General features: G+C 73.3%; 16 protein-coding genes. 5 read left to right on the forward strand and 11 right to left on the reverse strand.

The genetic code is table 11. From position 1 onward, the window contains the following. Window positions 1-11 precede the first annotated feature (11 nt). Window positions 12-1,340 carry a tetratricopeptide repeat protein gene (locus tag ACIBPC_RS11765; RefSeq protein ID WP_398843290.1) on the reverse strand — a complete coding sequence of 443 codons (1,329 nt, stop codon included), beginning with the start codon at window positions 1,338-1,340 and terminating at the stop codon, window positions 12-14. 119 nt (window positions 1,341-1,459) lie between these two features. Between ACIBPC_RS11765 and ACIBPC_RS11770 the strand changes: the two genes are divergently transcribed. From ACIBPC_RS11770 to ACIBPC_RS11780, 3 genes are all read left to right on the forward strand, one after another. Beyond that, window positions 1,460-1,621 (forward strand): hypothetical protein, encoded by a 162-nt coding sequence (locus tag ACIBPC_RS11770; RefSeq protein WP_398843293.1) that lies wholly within the window; start codon window positions 1,460-1,462, stop codon window positions 1,619-1,621. Window positions 1,622-1,704: 83 nt separating this feature from the next. Further along, complete coding sequence (locus ACIBPC_RS11775) at window positions 1,705-1,983, forward strand: hypothetical protein (RefSeq protein ID WP_398843295.1); 279 nt, start codon at window positions 1,705-1,707, stop codon at window positions 1,981-1,983. A 376-nt stretch (window positions 1,984-2,359) separates the two neighbouring features. Then, window positions 2,360-2,980 carry a TetR/AcrR family transcriptional regulator gene (locus ACIBPC_RS11780; protein WP_362959108.1) on the forward strand — a complete coding sequence of 207 codons (621 nt, stop codon included), beginning with the start codon at window positions 2,360-2,362 and terminating at the stop codon, window positions 2,978-2,980. Between the two features lie 10 nt (window positions 2,981-2,990). On the opposite strand, the gene ACIBPC_RS11785 is transcribed toward ACIBPC_RS11780, so the two are convergent. The 4 genes from ACIBPC_RS11785 to ACIBPC_RS11800 form a co-directional block, all read right to left on the reverse strand. Continuing rightward, a complete protein-coding gene (locus ACIBPC_RS11785) occupies window positions 2,991-4,331 on the reverse strand; it encodes an MATE family efflux transporter (protein ID WP_398843298.1) in 1,341 nt (446 codons plus the stop codon). After that, complete coding sequence (locus ACIBPC_RS11790) at window positions 4,328-5,314, reverse strand: phosphotransferase family protein (protein ID WP_398843301.1); 987 nt, start codon at window positions 5,312-5,314, stop codon at window positions 4,328-4,330. The genes ACIBPC_RS11785 and ACIBPC_RS11790 overlap by 4 nt, the downstream gene beginning before the upstream one ends. Before the next feature lie 92 nt (window positions 5,315-5,406). Further along, window positions 5,407-5,778, reverse strand: a complete 372-nt coding sequence (locus ACIBPC_RS11795) for a hypothetical protein (protein WP_398843304.1) — start codon at window positions 5,776-5,778, stop codon at window positions 5,407-5,409. Beyond that, entirely contained in the window at window positions 5,778-5,906 is a 129-nt protein-coding gene (locus ACIBPC_RS11800) for a hypothetical protein (protein ID WP_362959097.1), read from the reverse strand. The genes ACIBPC_RS11795 and ACIBPC_RS11800 overlap by 1 nt, the downstream gene beginning before the upstream one ends. Before the next feature lie 252 nt (window positions 5,907-6,158). Here ACIBPC_RS11800 and ACIBPC_RS11805 point away from each other — a divergent pair, with 252 nt between their 5' ends. Together ACIBPC_RS11805 and ssuE are read left to right on the forward strand one after the other, a co-directional pair. Continuing rightward, a complete protein-coding gene (locus ACIBPC_RS11805; RefSeq protein ID WP_398843307.1) occupies window positions 6,159-7,367 on the forward strand; it encodes an MFS transporter in 1,209 nt (402 codons plus the stop codon). A gap of 175 nt (window positions 7,368-7,542) precedes the next feature. Continuing rightward, the gene (gene ssuE / locus ACIBPC_RS11810; protein ID WP_362959091.1) at window positions 7,543-8,094 is read left to right on the forward strand and encodes an NADPH-dependent FMN reductase; all 552 of its coding nucleotides are present in this window, start codon (window positions 7,543-7,545) and stop codon (window positions 8,092-8,094) included. Window positions 8,095-8,171: 77 nt separating this feature from the next. Here the strand turns inward: ssuE and ACIBPC_RS11815 are convergent, their stop codons facing one another. The 6 genes from ACIBPC_RS11815 to ACIBPC_RS11840 form a co-directional block, all read right to left on the reverse strand. Next, entirely contained in the window at window positions 8,172-9,539 is a 1,368-nt protein-coding gene (locus tag ACIBPC_RS11815; RefSeq protein ID WP_398843310.1) for an LLM class flavin-dependent oxidoreductase, read from the reverse strand. Beyond that, window positions 9,536-10,309: an ABC transporter ATP-binding protein gene (locus ACIBPC_RS11820; RefSeq protein WP_398843313.1), complete on the reverse strand. Its 774-nt coding sequence runs from the start codon at window positions 10,307-10,309 to the stop codon at window positions 9,536-9,538. The genes ACIBPC_RS11815 and ACIBPC_RS11820 overlap by 4 nt, the downstream gene beginning before the upstream one ends. Continuing rightward, window positions 10,285-11,139 (reverse strand): ABC transporter permease, encoded by an 855-nt coding sequence (locus ACIBPC_RS11825; protein ID WP_398843316.1) that lies wholly within the window; start codon window positions 11,137-11,139, stop codon window positions 10,285-10,287. The genes ACIBPC_RS11820 and ACIBPC_RS11825 overlap by 25 nt, the downstream gene beginning before the upstream one ends. Next, a complete protein-coding gene (locus tag ACIBPC_RS11830) occupies window positions 11,136-12,206 on the reverse strand; it encodes an ABC transporter substrate-binding protein (RefSeq protein ID WP_398843318.1) in 1,071 nt (356 codons plus the stop codon). The genes ACIBPC_RS11825 and ACIBPC_RS11830 overlap by 4 nt, the downstream gene beginning before the upstream one ends. Before the next feature lie 443 nt (window positions 12,207-12,649). Next, a complete protein-coding gene (locus tag ACIBPC_RS11835) occupies window positions 12,650-13,900 on the reverse strand; it encodes a GNAT family N-acetyltransferase (protein ID WP_398843321.1) in 1,251 nt (416 codons plus the stop codon). A gap of 54 nt (window positions 13,901-13,954) precedes the next feature. Further along, window positions 13,955-15,142, reverse strand: a complete 1,188-nt coding sequence (locus tag ACIBPC_RS11840) for a glycoside hydrolase family 64 protein (protein WP_398843323.1) — start codon at window positions 15,140-15,142, stop codon at window positions 13,955-13,957. Between the last annotated feature and the right edge of the window lie 183 nt (window positions 15,143-15,325).

A 15,325-nucleotide genomic window follows, 5' to 3' on the forward strand; every position in this document is an offset into this window, starting at 1 on the left:
GGCGCCACTCTTCACCCGGCGACCTGCCGCGCACGGTCATAGGTGTCCCGCGCCAGGCCGTTCCCCAGATAGGGCCGCAACAGGCCCTTCATCCGCGCGACTTGCTCGTCCACCCGGCCGGACTGCACCGCCGGGTAGTCGTCCAGCATCCTGTTCCACGAGGCACACGCGGCTTCGAGGGAACCGGTCCCGAGCTGGCGCTCGGCCAGGATCGCCCTGAAGCGCACCCCGGACCGCTTGCTGTCGGTCTCGTCCCTCAGCCGGAAGTGCGCCTGGAACGACGCCACGCTGCCGGCGAGGTCCCCGATCCCGTGGCGCACCTGGGATGTCGCGTAGGCCAGGGTCGCGGCGGAGAATCCGCCGTAGGGGGAGGGGCGGCTGTCCGCCCTGCTCAGGGCCCTCTCCGTCTCGGAGAGGCTGCGCAGGGCCCGGACGCGATCCCCGGCGACGGCGTGGGCGTACGCCTGCTGTCCCGCGAGGAAGGCACGCACCCGGTGTCCCGGATCCCGGGACTCCGCCGCTGCGGCGTCCGCCAGCCGCACGGCCGTGGCGCCGTGGCCGAGGTCCGCCGCCTGGACGGACATGCCCCGCAGGATGTGGCAGTAGGTGGCATGGTCCTCACCGGCGCCCGCGAGTTCGAGGCCTTTGGCGTAGTACCGCTGCGCGAGCCCTTGCAGTCCTTCGTCGACCGCCATCCATCCGGTGACGTAGCAGAGGAAGGCCGCCGCCGAGACCATAGCCTTGCGGACTTCACCGTGGGCGTCCGCCCGCAGGTAGGGGGCGACGTTGTTCGCGAGGAACGCGGCGGCCATGGGACGCGCGTAGCGGCCCCCGAAGTGGTCGTCCAGCTCGGCGAGCCGGTCGGTCATCAGCTGTACCGCGGTGACGTCGGCCATGCCGATACGGCGCGCGCGACCGGAGCCCGCCGCCTCCATCCGCCCGACGACATCGGGCCACGCCGGGATCGTCATCGCGACCGAGTACAGCCCGGCGCCGATCACTCCCCTACGGGACGGGTCCATGTCACTCCTCACCAGATCCATCAACTCGGCGACGTACGACGGCGCATCCGGCGCGGGCGTCCGGGGTGTGGGGAACCCCAGCTCGCCGGGGGTCACCGGACGGCCCAGCCGCCGTGCGAACGCCTCGGCGACGAACGGGCGTACCAGCGGCCTGGGCATCGTCCCCCCGAGCCACTGGCTGACCGACGGCTGGTCGTACCGGATCGATACCCCTGCCTCACGTGCTACCCGGTTCACCGCACGGGCAAGTTGTGTACCGCTCCATCGCGACTCGGCGAAGACCCGGGCGAATGCAGCGTTCGGCCGACGTCCGGCCATGGTGCCCCCGAACTCTTATGACTCTCATGACGTACCGCTCGTCCCACGCTACCGGGCCACGGGTGCGCTGCGTTGTGCTTGATGCGCAACGAGTGACCGTGGAACGAGAGGAGCGTGGCATGACGGAATCGCCTGAGCAGGACGGCCCGACGCGTAACAACCGGCCAGGCACGGGACGTACGGACGGCGTGGGGATGCACGTGCCCACCGCCGAGCGGCCCGGCCTGCCGCCGCTCACCGCCCGCGAACGCGCCTCCACCCAGCAGTGCGCGGCGCGGTAGCGGTCGCGTTCCGGACGGAGGCTTCCCGGGTCGGCCGACGGCGGCCCGGGACCGGGGCAACTGACAGGGAGAGGCGAACGAGGATGGACGAGGTCGAGGCGGCGGGAGCCGGAGAGGACGCCGCACCGGTCCTCCGGCCGGGCCTGTTGGCGGTGGACGACCAGGGGCGTGTCGGGCGGGTCATGGCTGTCGAGGCCGGTGCCGTGTTCCTGCGTCCGCCGGGCGGCGGGTGTGAGTGGGATGTGGCCGCCGACCGTGTGCGGCCGGTGCTTGGGAGCGGTGGTGACGGGCGGCTGATGGCGCGTCTCCGCGAGCTGAACGCGTACAGCCGGTGGGCGCGTTCCTGGGACGGCCGTGGCTGAGCGGGACGCGCGGGGCGCGGGCGTTCGGGGAGCGATGCGGCCGGTCGTGCCGTGCAGTCGTATGTCGGTGAGTGGGGAGATCGCATGGTGAGCAGTCGTTCGCAGAGGGGCGTGGCGCTCCGTACGCGGGTCGTGGAGAACAAGGAGGAGGTCGTCGCCGCGTACCGTGACGGGGAGAGTTTGAACTCCCTCTGCCGCCGCTGGCAGGTGTCGGGTACGTGGCTGACGCAGCGGTTCCGCGAGTGGGGCGTTCCCGTGCGTGGCCAGGCGGAGGCGTTTGCCGTCCTGCGTGCCCGTCGCCGCCGAGGGGCGGATTCCGTCGTGTGCGGGCGCGGGCGTCCGTAGAGTTCTCGGTCTGGCGCAGGGAGGGGTGCGTATGTCCGCTGTCGGCTCGGACGCGGGGGCTGGTCCCGAGGGGTATGCGAAGGGGCGTGCGCGGCGTGAAGGGATCGTCGCCGCCGCGGCCGAGGTGTACGCGGAGGCCGGGTACCACGGGGCGTCCGTACGGGAGATCGCCAAGCGGGCGGGCATCAGCCACGCCGGACTGCTCTACTACTTCCCCGGCCGCGAGGCCCTGCTCGCGGCCGTGCTGGAACGCCGGGACGAGCGGGACGCCGCACGGTTCGGCCCCGGGGACGCCTCGCCGACGGCCCTGGTGGAGCGGCTGCTCGACCTGGCGGGCCACAACGCGCGGAATCCGGGGATCGTCGAGCTGTACGTGCGGCTGTCGGCCGAGGCGTTCGCGCCCGACCATCCCGCGCACGGGTACTTCACGCGGCACTACGCCGACGTACGCCGCTTCGCGCACTCCGCGCTGCTGGAGCTGGAGCGTCAGGGGCTGCTGCGCCGGGGAATCGACGCGTGGGCCGCGGCGGTCAGTCTCGTGGCGCTGATGGACGGGCTGCAGGTGCAGTGGCTGACCAGTCCCGCGGAGGTGGACATGGTCGGTTCGCTGCGGTTCTTCGTCGGGCAGTTGATGGTGGCGCCGCCGGAGTAGCGGGCGGTGGTCAGCGCAGCACCCGCAGCAGGACGAGGGCCACGGCCGCCGTGGCGATCTCCCCGGCGGCCAGGCCGATCCACACGCCGGTGGTGCCGGTGGGGCCGAGCGCGGCGACCAGCGGCGCCTTGATCAGCAGCAGGGTGCCGATCGACAGGACGTACGCGGGCCGGGGGCGGCCGAGCGCCTGGAAGTACGCGGCGGCGAGGGGCGCGATCCCGGCGACCGCGAGGCCCGCCGCGATGATCCGCAGGGCGTCGCCCGCCTCGGCGGCGGTGGCGGGATCGTTGAGGAACAGTCCCACGAGCGGGTCGGCGAGCAGCGCGAACACGGCGGCGGTGGTCAGCCCGTACAGGAGCGAGCCGCGCAGGGCGAGGGCGCGGGTGCGGGCGACGCGGGCGGTGAGGCCGCTGCCCGCGTTGAAGCCGACGATGGGCTGCATGCCCTGGCCGATGCCGGTGTGGGGCATCATCGCGAACGTCTGAAGGCGGGCGCAGACGGCGTACGCGGCGAGGGCCGCCGCGCCGGACGCGGCCAGCGTCGCGTTGACGAGGACGGCGAGCAGCGTGACGCCCGTACCGGCCAGGAAGGACGGCAGGCCGACGCCGACCAGGGCGCGGAGCGTGGGGCCGTGCGGGAGCAGCGCCCGCGCGGGGACGCGGTAGGGGCGGTCGCGCTGGAGGAAGAAGAACCACAGGGTCATGGCGACGGAGACGGCCTGCCCGCCGACCGTGCCGAGCGCCGCGCCGCGCACGCCCATGCCGAGGCCGAAGATCAGCAGCGGGTCGAGCATGATCTGCACGGCCACCGCGACGACCCACACCATCATCGAGTAGCCCATGCGTCCTTCGGCGCGCACGAGGCTGGAGAAGCCGGTGGACACAAGCGCGCCGCACAGCAGGATGAACGCGTAGTCGCGGGCGTCGTCGCGCAGCGGGCCCTGCGCGCCGAGAAGTATCAGCAGCGGGTCGAGGAAGAGTAGGCCGAGGACGGTCGTGGTGGCGGCGGTGATCCAGAAGAGGGTGAACGCGTTGCCCGCCGCGCGGGCGGCGGCCCGGTGGTCGCCCGCGCCGAGGGCGCGGGAGATGAGGGAGGCGCCGCCCGCGCCGACCGTGGTGGACACGGCGCCGAGCAGGAGGAGCAGCGGCGCGGCCAGGTTGACGGCCGCCATGGCGGTGTCGCCGACGCCGCGGCCGACGAACCAGGCGTTCGTCAGCGCGTAGACGCCGTAGACGCCGACCGCGGCGGTGGTCTGGAGGCAGTTGCGCCACAGCAGCTGGCCGACCGGCCGGGTGCCGAGGCGTGCGGCGTGGTCGGCGGGGGCGAACCGGGCGGTGCCGAGTGTCCTCACGGGCGGGTGCGGCCCAGCAGCCCCATCGTCTCGGTCAGCCGCTCGCGCGCCCAGTCGTACTGCGTGCTGTCGGTGTGGCCCCGGTAGACGGTCTCGATGACCATGATCAGCACGAGGTGCAGGCAGTAGAGGCGGCGGCGCACGGTCTCGGTCTCCGTCAGCGGGCCGTGCCCGTAGCCGCGCATGAAGGCGGTGGCGTCGCCGAACGCGCCAAGCTGCGTGGCGGTGAAGCCCGCCTCGATCAGCGGGTCGCCGTAGAAGGCCCGTTCGTGGTCGATGACGCACGCTATCCGGCCGTCGCGGATCATCACGTTGCTGTCCCACAGGTCCCACTCGACGAGGCACGGCTCGGTCACCTCGTCCAGGCTGTCCGCGTGCTCGGCGAGGACGGCGCGCACGGTGCCGTAGTCCCAGCCGAGGTCCACGGCGCGGCGTTCGCCGTCGCGCAGCACGGTCTCCACCATGCCGGTGAACACCCGCCGCCAGCTGGGGTCGCCGGGGCCGGCGAGCGGGCCGAACGCGTCGCCCCTGATGCCGTTCAGCGCGCGGTTGGCGGCGCCGACCTGCTCCATGTACGCGGCGCGCTCCGCCTCGGGCAGGCTGTCGCCGACGATGCCGAGGTTGTCGCCCTGGACGAACGGCATGAAGAACCAGTCGGCGTCGCACAGTTCGCGGCTGGTGTCGGCGAAGTGCACGGCGGGGACGGGGACGTCCGTGTGCTTGCGGATGAGGTCGAGCGTGGCCAGTTCGATGCCCATGGCGCCGCGTTCGTACGTCATCACCTCGACGCCGGGCGGCGGGGCGATCTTGAGGACGACGTCCTCGCCGTCGCGCAGCCGTATGCGGTAGGCGACGTTGAACCAGCCGTGGCCCAGTTCCTCGGCCCAGCCGTCGCCCTCCGGGACGCGGGCGGGCCCGTAGGCGCGCTCCACCATCGCCCGCAGTGCCTCCGGCGTCTGCCGGTTCTTCGTGATGCTCTCCACGCCCTGACCCTCTTCCCGACTCGCCCCGCGCAGAATTTCTACCAGGCGGTCGAAATCTCGGCCAGGGCCCCCCGGTCCCGGAACCCGCGCCGTCAGTCGGTGACGCGGGCCAGGTCGTCGTCGGAAACGGAGTAGGGAGCGGCGACGACCTCGACCCAGGCCCGCCGCGCCTCGGCGTCCAGCGAGTCCCAGTCGGGGTGACGCCGCGCGAACTCCCGTACGAACGACAGCCGTTCCTCGTGGCTGCCCAGCCGGTAGAGGTCGAGCCAGCGCTGCGCCGTCCCCGCACGGCCCGCGGCGCGGTGCGCGTCGGCCACGGCCGCCAGCAGCCGGCGGACGGCGTGGGCGTACGGCGGGCTGCCCGCGTACGGCTCCGCGTCGCCACCGCCGTCGAACTTGAACAGGACGGCCGCCCGGAGCAACGCCTCGGCGGCGACCGGCGTATCGAAGGAGACGGTCGTCATCAGAACGGATTCCTTCCGGCGAAGAGGATGTCCTCCATCGGGATCTTGAGACCGCCATGGTGGATCACCTCGTTGGGCTGCTCCCCCTGCCGGAAGTACGCGCCCTCCGGTTTCCGGAAGGCCACCATGAAGTCTCCCTTGCCCCGGAACAGAGGGCTCCTCAGGGTCACCCAGCGTCGGGTCCGAGTCCATCCCGACCGGAGACCAGTCAGCCGGCCGCGCCATGTTCACCCCACGTTCCCCTGGTGCCTGTGCCCCTCGTCCCGTCGCTGCCAGGACACCGGCGGTTGTCCACGATCGTTCCCGCGAGAACACGCTCCCCGGCGCGCCGTGGTTCCGCGTACCGTGGCGTGGGTGGCTGAAGGGACGGGAGAGGTGTGATGGCCGAGCTGACCGGCGCGGTGATACGCGCGCGGGTCGCGGTGGCGGCGCTGTTCTTCGGGAATGGCTTCGTGTTCGCGAACGTCGTGCCCCGCTATCCCGAGATCAAGGCCGCGCTCGACCTGTCCAACGCCCAGCTCGGCACCGCCATCGCCGCCATGCCGCTGGGCGCGATCCTCGTCGGCCTGCTGGCCAGTCCCCTGATCAAGCGGTTCGGCTCCGCGCGGACGTCGACGATCGCGCTCGCCCTGATGGGCGTGAACGTCGTCTTCATCGGCACGGCGCCCGGCTTCGGGCTGCTGTGCGCCGCGCTGTTCGTCGCGGGGAGCCTCGACGCGGTCACCGACGTCGCGATGAACGCGCACGGCCTGCGCGTGCAGCGGCGCTACGGGCGCTCGATCCTCAACTCGTTCCACGGCGTGTGGAGCATCGGCGCCGTCCTCGGCGGCTTCGCGGGCGCGGGCGCGGCGCAGGCGGGCCTGTCGCTGACGGCCCACCTCGTGGTGACGGGCGCGCTCACGGCGGCGTCCGCGCTGGTCGCGCTGCGGTACCTGCTGCCGGGGCCCGAGGACGCCGAGCGCGCCGGGGCCGCCGACGGGGAGGCGGAACGGGACGGGCGCGGCGCGCGGCGGCCCGTGCTGCGCGTCGCCGGGTTCCTCGCGCTGCTCGGCCTGGTGAGCGCCGCCGCCGCGTCCGTCGAGGACGCGGGCGCGTCGTGGGGCTCGCTGTACCTGCGGGACGAGCTGGGGGCCAACGCGTTCGTCGGCGGCCTGGCGTTCGCCTCGCTCCAGGGCGCGCAGACCGTCGGCCGCCTGCTGGGCGACCGCGTCGTGCGGCGGCTCGGCGACCGGCTGACGGCGCGGCTCGGCGGCGCGCTGGTGCTGGCGGGCATGGGCGCGGCGCTGCTGTGGCCCTCGGTGCCCGGCACGGTCGCGGGCTTCGGACTGGCCGGTCTCGGCATCGCGACGGTGATCCCGGCGGCGTTCCACGCGGCGGACGAACTGCCGGGCCTGTGGCCGGGAGCCGGGATCACGGTGACGGCGTTCCTGCTGCGGATCGGTTTCCTGCTGCCGCCCCCGCTGGTCGGCCTGGTCGCGGACGCGGAGTCGATCCGGCTCGGGCTGGTCGCGGTGCCGCTGGCGGGCCTGGTGATCCTGCTGACGGCGGGGGTCCTCGAAGGCCGGGCGGCGTCCGCCGCGCCGAGGTGACATACGACCGACACGGATGGACGGGTGCCGTCAATGTTCGGCTGCCAGCATGGCTGGACGAGCGGCCGTGTCCGTGGCCGCCGTGCTCTGGACCGTGACCGGCCGCCGTCCCCGGGGCCGCTCCCCCGACGGCGCGGCGCGGTCCTCACCCGACCACCGAGACCCGAGGTGACGCATGTCCGTCGTCCTGTCCCTCTCCGGCAGCCCCTCCCCCACCTCCCGTACGGCCCGCCTGCTCCGCCACCTGGACGCGCGGCTCGCGCTCCAGGGGCACGACGTCATACCGCTCGACGTACGGTCGCTGCCGCCCGAGGCGCTGACCGGCGCGGACGTGCGGCATCCGGCGATCGTGGAGGTGGCGCGGCTGATCGAGCGGGTGGACGGCCTGGTGATCGGCACGCCCGTCTACAAGGCGGCGTACTCAGGGCTGCTCAAGTCGCTGCTCGACCTGCTGCCGCAGTACGCGTTCGCGGGGAAGACCGTCCTGCCGCTGGCGACGGGCGGGACGGTCGCGCACGTGCTGGCGATCGACTACGCGCTGCGGCCCGTTCTGTCGTCGATGGGCGCCTCGCATGTGACGCCGGGCTGGTTCGTGCTGGACCGCGACATCGTCGTGGGCGCGGACGGCGCGGTGGCCGTGGAGGCGGGGGCGGCGGGGCCGCTTGAGGAGATCGTGGACGGTTTCTCGGCGCAGCTGCACGCGGGGTTCCAGCGCGCGGCGGCCTGAGGCCTGACCCGACGACGGCGCCGCCCGCCGTCCCCGTCAGCAGGGTGACGGGGACGGCGGGCGGCGCTCCGCGCGTCCTAGCGCGCGGTGGCGGCGGGCTCGGGCCGCTGGGGCGACGGGGTGCTGAACGAGCTGCGCGGGCGCGGCAGTCCGTAGTGCTCGCGCAGGGTGGTCCCCGTGTACGCGGTGCGGAACAGGCCGCGCCGCCGCAGGATCGGCACGACCTCGTCGGCGAACACGTCGAAGCCGCCGGTCAGCCAGGGCGGCATGATGTTGAAGCCGTCGGCCGCCCCGTTCTCGAACCACTCCTGCACGCGGTCGGCGATCTGCTCCGGCGTGCCCCACACCACCTGGTGGCCGCGCGCGCCCGCCAGGCGGTGCAACAGCTGCCGGACGGTGGGCCGTTCGCGGTCGATGATGTCGAGGATCACCTGGAAGCGGCTGCCGGCGCCGCGTTCCCCGCCGGTGTCGATCAGCTCGCGCGGCAGGCGTTCGTCGAGCCGGTCGGCGGTCAGCCGCAGGCCGAGCATCCGCTCCAGCAGGTCGAGCGAGTAGGCGGGCTGCGTCAGCTCGTTGAACTCGTCGTGCAGCGCACGCGCCTCGGCCTCCGTGGAGCCGATGAACGGGCTGATGCCGGGCAGGATCAGCAGGCCGTCCGGGTCGCGGCCGAGGGCGGCGGCGCGGCGTTTGAGGTCGGCGTAGAACTCCTGCGCCGACGCGAGCGTCTGGTGCGCGGTGAACACGGCCTCGGCGTGCCGCGCGGCGAACGCGCGCCCGTCGTCCGACGACCCGGCCTGCACGTACACCGGCCTGCCCTGCGGCGTGCGCGGCGTGTTGAGCGGTCCGCGTACGCGCAGGTAGGGCCCTTCGTGGTCGATGGGGTGGATGCGGTCGGTGTCGGCGAAGACGCCGGAGGCCTGGTCGGCGACCAGCGCCTCGTCCTCCCAGCTGTCCCACAGGCGCGTCACGACGTCGAGGAACTCGTGGGCGCGCGCGTACCGTTCGGCGTGCGGCGGGTGCTCCTCCAGGCCGAAGTTGCGGGCGGCCTGGGGCGCGCCGGTGGTGACGATGTTCCACCCGGCGCGGCCCTTGCTGAGGTGGTCGAGCGACGCGAAGAGCCGGGCGAGGTTGTACGGCTCCAGGTACGTGGTGGAGGCGGTGGCGATCAGGCCGATGCGGGAGGTCGCGGCGGCGAGCGCGGACAGCCAGGTGAAGGGTTCGAGGCGGAAGCGGCTGGCGTAGCGGACGTTGTCGGGCAGGGAGGGGCCGTCGGCGAGGAAGACGCCGTCGAACGTGGCGGCCTCGGCGCGGCGGGCGAGGTCCTGGTAGTAGCCGATGTCGAGGAGCCGGGCCGGGTCCGAACCGCGGTAGCGCCAGGCCGCCTCGTGGTGGCCGCCCGGGTAGATGAAGAGGTTCAGGTGCAGTTGGCGGGCGGGGGTGGTCATGCGGGGTCTCCCGGGACGGCGGTGGCGGACTGTTCGTCGGTGACGCCGAGCAACGTCAGCAGCCGGGCGCGCAGTTCGGCGTACGCGGGGCTGCCGGGCGAGCGCGGGGCGGGCAGTTCGACGGGCAGGTCGGCGGCGATGCGGCCCTCCTCCAGCACGAGCACGCGGTCGGCGAGCGCGATCGCCTCGTCCACGTCGTGTGTGACGAGGAGGACGGCGGGCTGGTGCAGGTCCCACAGGCGGCGCAGCAGGGCGTGCATCCGGATGCGGGTGAGCGCGTCGAGGGCGCCGAACGGCTCGTCGGCCAGCAGGAGTTGCGGATCGCGGACGAGGGACCTGGCCAGGGCGACGCGCTGCTGTTCGCCGCCGGACAGCTCGGTGGGCCAGGCGCGTTCGCGTCCGGCGAGGCCCACCTCGGCGAGCGCCGTCCTGCCGCGCGCGGCGGCGTCGGGGGCGGTCAGGCCGAGCGTCACGTTGTCGAGCACGCGTTTCCACGGCAGGAGGCGCGCGTCCTGGAAGACGACGGAGATGTCCTCGGGCGCGGACAGTGTCCCGGCGGCGCCGGTGCCGTGGTCGATGCCGGCGAGGGCGCGCAGCAGCGTGCTCTTGCCGGAGCCGCTGCGGCCGACGAGGGCGGCGAACTCGCCGGGCGCCAGCGTCAGGTCGAGCCCGTCGAGCACGCGCCGCCCGCCGTACGTGCGCGTGAGCGCCTCGGCCCGGACGGCGGGTCCGCGCCGGGTGCCGGTCAGTCCGCCAGGGTGCGGCGCCATGTGAGGGCCCTCCTCTGCACGAGCCGGACGAGTCCGTCCGAGACGAGGCCGAGCAGCCCGTAGACGACCAGGCCGACGACGATGACGTCCGTCTGTCCGTAGGTGCGCGCCAGTTCCATCATGTAGCCGATGCCGCTGGTCGCGTTGACCTGCTCGACGACGACGAGGGACAGCCACGCGGTGGTGACGGCGAAGCGCAGCCCGAGCAGGAAGCCGGGCAGCGCGCCGGGCAGGACGACGTGCCGCAGGAACGCGGCGCGGCCAAGGCGGACCGTCTCGGCCAGCTCGACGTAGCGGGTGTCGATGGTGCGCAGGCCGTTGTGCGTGTGGATGTAGACGGGCACGAGGACGCCCAGCGTGATCGTGATGATTTTCATCGACTCGCCGATGCCGAACCAGAGGATCAGCAGCGGGATCAGCGCGAGCGACGGGATGGACCGCTTGATCTGCACGGGCCCGTCGATGACGCCCTCGCCGAGGCGGCTGAGGCCGGAGACGACCGCGAGAACGAGTCCGGCGGCGATGCCGATGGCGAGTCCGGCGAGGGCACGCCTGGCGGAGGCCCACAGGTGCTCCTGGAGGCGGCCCTCCTCGATCAGGTCGGCGGCGGTGCGCACCACGTCCCAGGGCGCGGAGAGGTTGCGCGGGTCGATCCAGCCCGTGGCGGAGCCGATCGACCAGACGGCGAGGAGGAGGACGGGGCCGATGGCCCAGCCGAACGGGATGGGCCGTCCGGGGCCGAGGCGGCGCGCGCGGCGCAGGGGTGGCGGCGGCGCGGGGGCCTCAGCGGGCGTGGGGGCGGCGGCGCGCGGGGCGTCGGTGGTCGTCACGGCGTGTCACCGCCTTCGCCGTCTGCCAGGGCCGCCTGTGCCGCGTCGGCGGCGACGGACTCGAAGCGGCGGTCGAAGAGGGTCTCCGCGTCGAAGGACTCGTTGCCGAGTTCGGCGGCGAGCAGGTCGATGGTCTGCTGCTGGCGTTCGATGGCGCCCGACCAGTCGGCGGGGATGTCGGGGGTGCCGCTCTGCTCGACGAGGTAGGCGCCGTCCTCCTCGGTCAGGCCCTGGTCCTCGACGTAGTACCCGGCGATCCACTCCTCGGGGTGCTCCTCCACCCAGACGAGGGCGCGCGCCCACAGCTCGACGAACTCCCGTACGGCGGCGGCCTTCTGCGGGTCGGACACGGCGGACACCGGCACCCACAGGTGCGACGGGTCGTCGCGCAGGCCGTGCTCGATGATCGTGCCGCCCTCCGCGCCGTACTGCTCGACGTAGCGGCGGATGTGGACGCCGCCGATGGGGGCGACGTCCACCTGGCCGCTGCCGAGGGCGGTGGGGTAGACGTCGCCGGTGCTGGGCAGTTCGACCAGCTCGACGTCGTCCCTGGTGAGCCCGGCGGCGTCGAGGACGCGGAGGATCAGCGCGCCCTGGGCCTGTCCGGGGCTGAAGGCGATGCGCTTGCCGCGCAGGTCCTCCAGCGTCGCGACGTCCGCGCCCGGCGCGATGCCGAGCTGGTAGATCGGGTGCGCCGTGGGCTCCTGGCGGAACGCGGCGGCGACGAGGCGGGTCTCCAGGCCCGTCCAGTGCGCGTGGATCGACGGGATCTCGGCGGCCGAGCAGATGTCGAGCGCGTCGGCGCGGAACGCCTCGGAGCACTGCGGCCCGCCGCTGAGGTTGGCCCACTCGACGCGGAACGGTATCTCGTCGATGAGTCCGGACAGTTCGAGGGCCACCTGGATCTCGGGCGTGCCGATGGTCAGGGTGGTGTCGGGGTCGACGGCCTCCGGGATCTCGGCGGCGGCGAGTTCGGCGTTGTCCGTGGGGCTGTCCTGGTCGGCGCAGGCGGTGAGCAGCAGGGGCAGGAGGAATGCGGCGCCGAGGAGGCGTCTGTACCGGGGCATGGGAATTCCTGGGACGTCGGGAACGGGGACGGGAAGTCCGGGAAAAAGGGGCGGCACGGCATGCCGGAATGGCGCGGCGAAAGGCGCGGGAGGGAAAAGGGCCGCGCGCGTACCTGTTCGGCCCGGCGCGGTGATTACCGGTGGGGAAATGCGTGGGTCAGCGACAGAGCGCGACGGCGCACGGCACGGCGGTTTCCGTGCGGCGCGGGAAAGGGAATGGCGTGGCCCGCATACGCCGAACGTAGCGAACACGCGGACGAACGGTCAACGGCCGCCGCACGCCCCCGGCCACGGCCGGAAGCGCGCCCGTAACGCGGCTTCATGTGCCGTCATCAGGCCCGGCGGCGCGGCGCAGGTGGGAACGGTCCGCGCTCTTCCGGAGAACGCGCCGTTAATTCCTCGGTACACACCTTGCGCCCGCGTGAATTCGGCGGCGTTCTCCGTCAGGCGGGGAGGAGGCGCTTCTCCATCAGCGTGACCGCGTACGGGCTGCCGCCGAGGCCGCCGTCCTTCGCGGCCTGCTCGCCCACGACCCGGTATCCGGCGGCGAGGTAGTACGCGCGCAGCCGCTCGTTGCCGGCGAGGCAGTCGAGGCGGCACAGTTCGCGGCCCGCCTCCGCGATCCGCCGCTCGGCCTCGGCGAGCAGCTGCCGTCCGGTGCCGGGCGGCGCGGCGCTGCGGTCGGTCATGAGGCGGTGCACGTACCCGGCGACGGGCGGCTGCGGCCCCCAGGCGGCCGGGTCGTCCCACCACAGCTCCCAGGCGCCGACCGGCGGACCGCCGGGCGCGGCGGAGGCGAGCCAGACCTCGCCGTCCGCGAGGCGCCGCCTGAAGTGGTCCTCGCCGAGCTGGCCGGGCAGCCACTGGTCGATGCCGTGGGCGAGCTGCCAGCGGGCGGCGTCGTCACGCAGCCGTACGAGCGCCGGCAGGTCGGCCGTACCGGCGCGCCGGAAGACGGGCGGGGCGGGGGCGAGGAGCCGTTCGCGCAGGGCGGTCACCAGGTCGTCGCCGACGCCGAGCACGGCCTCCGCGTAGGCGCCCACCGAACCGTACTTCCGCCTCAGTCCGTCCAGGAACAGCCGCATCACCTCGGCGGGCGCCCGCCCGTAGCCGGGCCAGCCGGGGCTGCGGCCGCCGTGCGCCGCGCGCCAGTCGGCGAGCAGGCGGTCCCTGGCGAGGCCGGTCAGGGCGAAGTCCGCGACGATGTCGTCGTCGGGGACGCCGAGCAGCGCCAGCACGAGGGCGGCGAGCAGCCCGGTGCGGTCCTTGCCCGACATGCAGTGGATCACCACGGGCCCCGCGCCGGGGTCGGCGATCACCTCAAGGGCCCGGCGCAGTTCGGCCGCGCCGTCGTGGGCCACCTCGCCGTACCGTGCGACGAGGTAGGGGGCGGGATCGACGTCGGGGCCGAGGCCCGGCTGGTCGTAGGGCCGGTGCTCGACGCTCAGGTGGTGCCAGGCCAGGGACGGGTGGTCGGGGACGCGGCCCGCGCCCTCGATCTCCCAGCCGTACCGGAGGTCGATCACCGTGCGCACGCCCAGGTCGAGGAACCGCTCCCAGTCCTCGCCCGCCAGCTTCCCCAGCGAGTCGGACCGGTAGAACCGCCCCCACCGGACCGTCCGGCCGTCCGCCGCCGGATACCCGCCCGTGTCACGGAAGTTGTGCACCCGGTCGAACGGTATGTGTCTGCCCATGCCGGGACTCTACGCGCGGCCCGCAGGCGGATGGCCTGCGGGCCGCCGGTGGGGTCAGTCGTAGGGCTGGAAGGTCATGAACGCCTCGGCCGGGTTCCCGTCGTGCACGAGGGACTCCTGCGCCGTGACGTCGTCGAAGGCGAACGCGTACGCCCTGCCGTCCTCCATCTGCCCGTGGATGAGGCGGGCGTAGTGGTTGGTCACCGGGTCCTGGTAGAAGGAGCCGGGGTCGGCGTCGGGCTGCTGCGCGTTGGTGAGCAGTGTGGTGCGGTTGAAGCCCGCGCACAGCGTCCGGGAGATGGGGCCGCGCACCAGGTCGTTCGGCGCGTCGAGGAACTTGTGGCAGCCGAAGACGCTGTCGGAGTCCGGTTTCTGGAAGCTGGTGACGACGGCGCCCGAACTGTTCGTGAAGTTTATGACGTTGCCGGAGACACGCCCGAAGTACTGGGTGTTCGGCTCGTGGGCGAACGGCGTGACCGTCAGCGTGTTGGAACTGTAGTGACTCCACACGCGGTTGATGTAGTCGTCCATCACGTTGGCGGGCACGCCGCCGACGCCGATGCCGTGGCCGGGCGAGAGGGCGCGCAGCGGGGTGCCGCCCGGCCCGTTCACGATGAGGCCGCCCCAGCCGGCGGCGCGCAGGCCGTCGAACACGGCGCCGTAGCCGCCGGGCCTGAGCGTCCCCGTCGTCCGCACCGCGCCGTCACCGCCGCGCACACCGACCGAGTAGGGGGACGAGAACATGTCCACCTGCGTGCTGTTGATCCACAGGCCCGCGTCGTTGAGCGTGTACTCGGACCAGTTGAACAGCACGTCGCTGTTGGGGTCGGACGGGTTCTGCACGGCGGGCTGCACGAGCCCGCCGGTCGTCAGGAAGAACTCCAGCTTCTGCCCGACGGAGAAGTACACGCGCCCGGAGAACTTGGGCAGTTGGATCGTCAGCGACTGCCCGGGCGCCGGGCCCTGGATCGAGGCGTCGGGGGCGGGAGTGGGCGGACTGCCCCCGGCGGGCCAGGCGTGGAACGCGCCGGAGGCGTCGGCCCAGCCCTGCTGGCCGCTGCTGAGCTGGGTGCCGAGGTTGTAGAGGTACACGGGCTCGCTGCGGCCCGAGTCGTTCGTGATGGTGAGCGGGATCGTGTCGGGCACGGCCTGCGCGGCGGGCGCGGGCCCCAGGACGGTCAGCCCGGTCGCGGCGGCCACCGCCGCGACCAGCGCCGCCAGTCGTCTCGGTACACGGAACACCGTTGTCCTCCTCTGCGACTGAGAGCGCTCTCACCGTCCCGACCCGCCCCGCACATGTCAATCCACCCGACACCGACCCCCACGCCCACCCCGCATCCCTCTCACATCCCCCACAAGCCGTGCGCCTGACCTGAAGGGGTCATGAGACGTACGTCTCGCACGCAACACCTCGAATGCTCACCA

This window comes from Streptomyces sp. NPDC049879 (assembly GCF_044461265.1).
Taxonomy (GTDB): domain Bacteria; phylum Actinomycetota; class Actinomycetes; order Streptomycetales; family Streptomycetaceae; genus Streptomyces.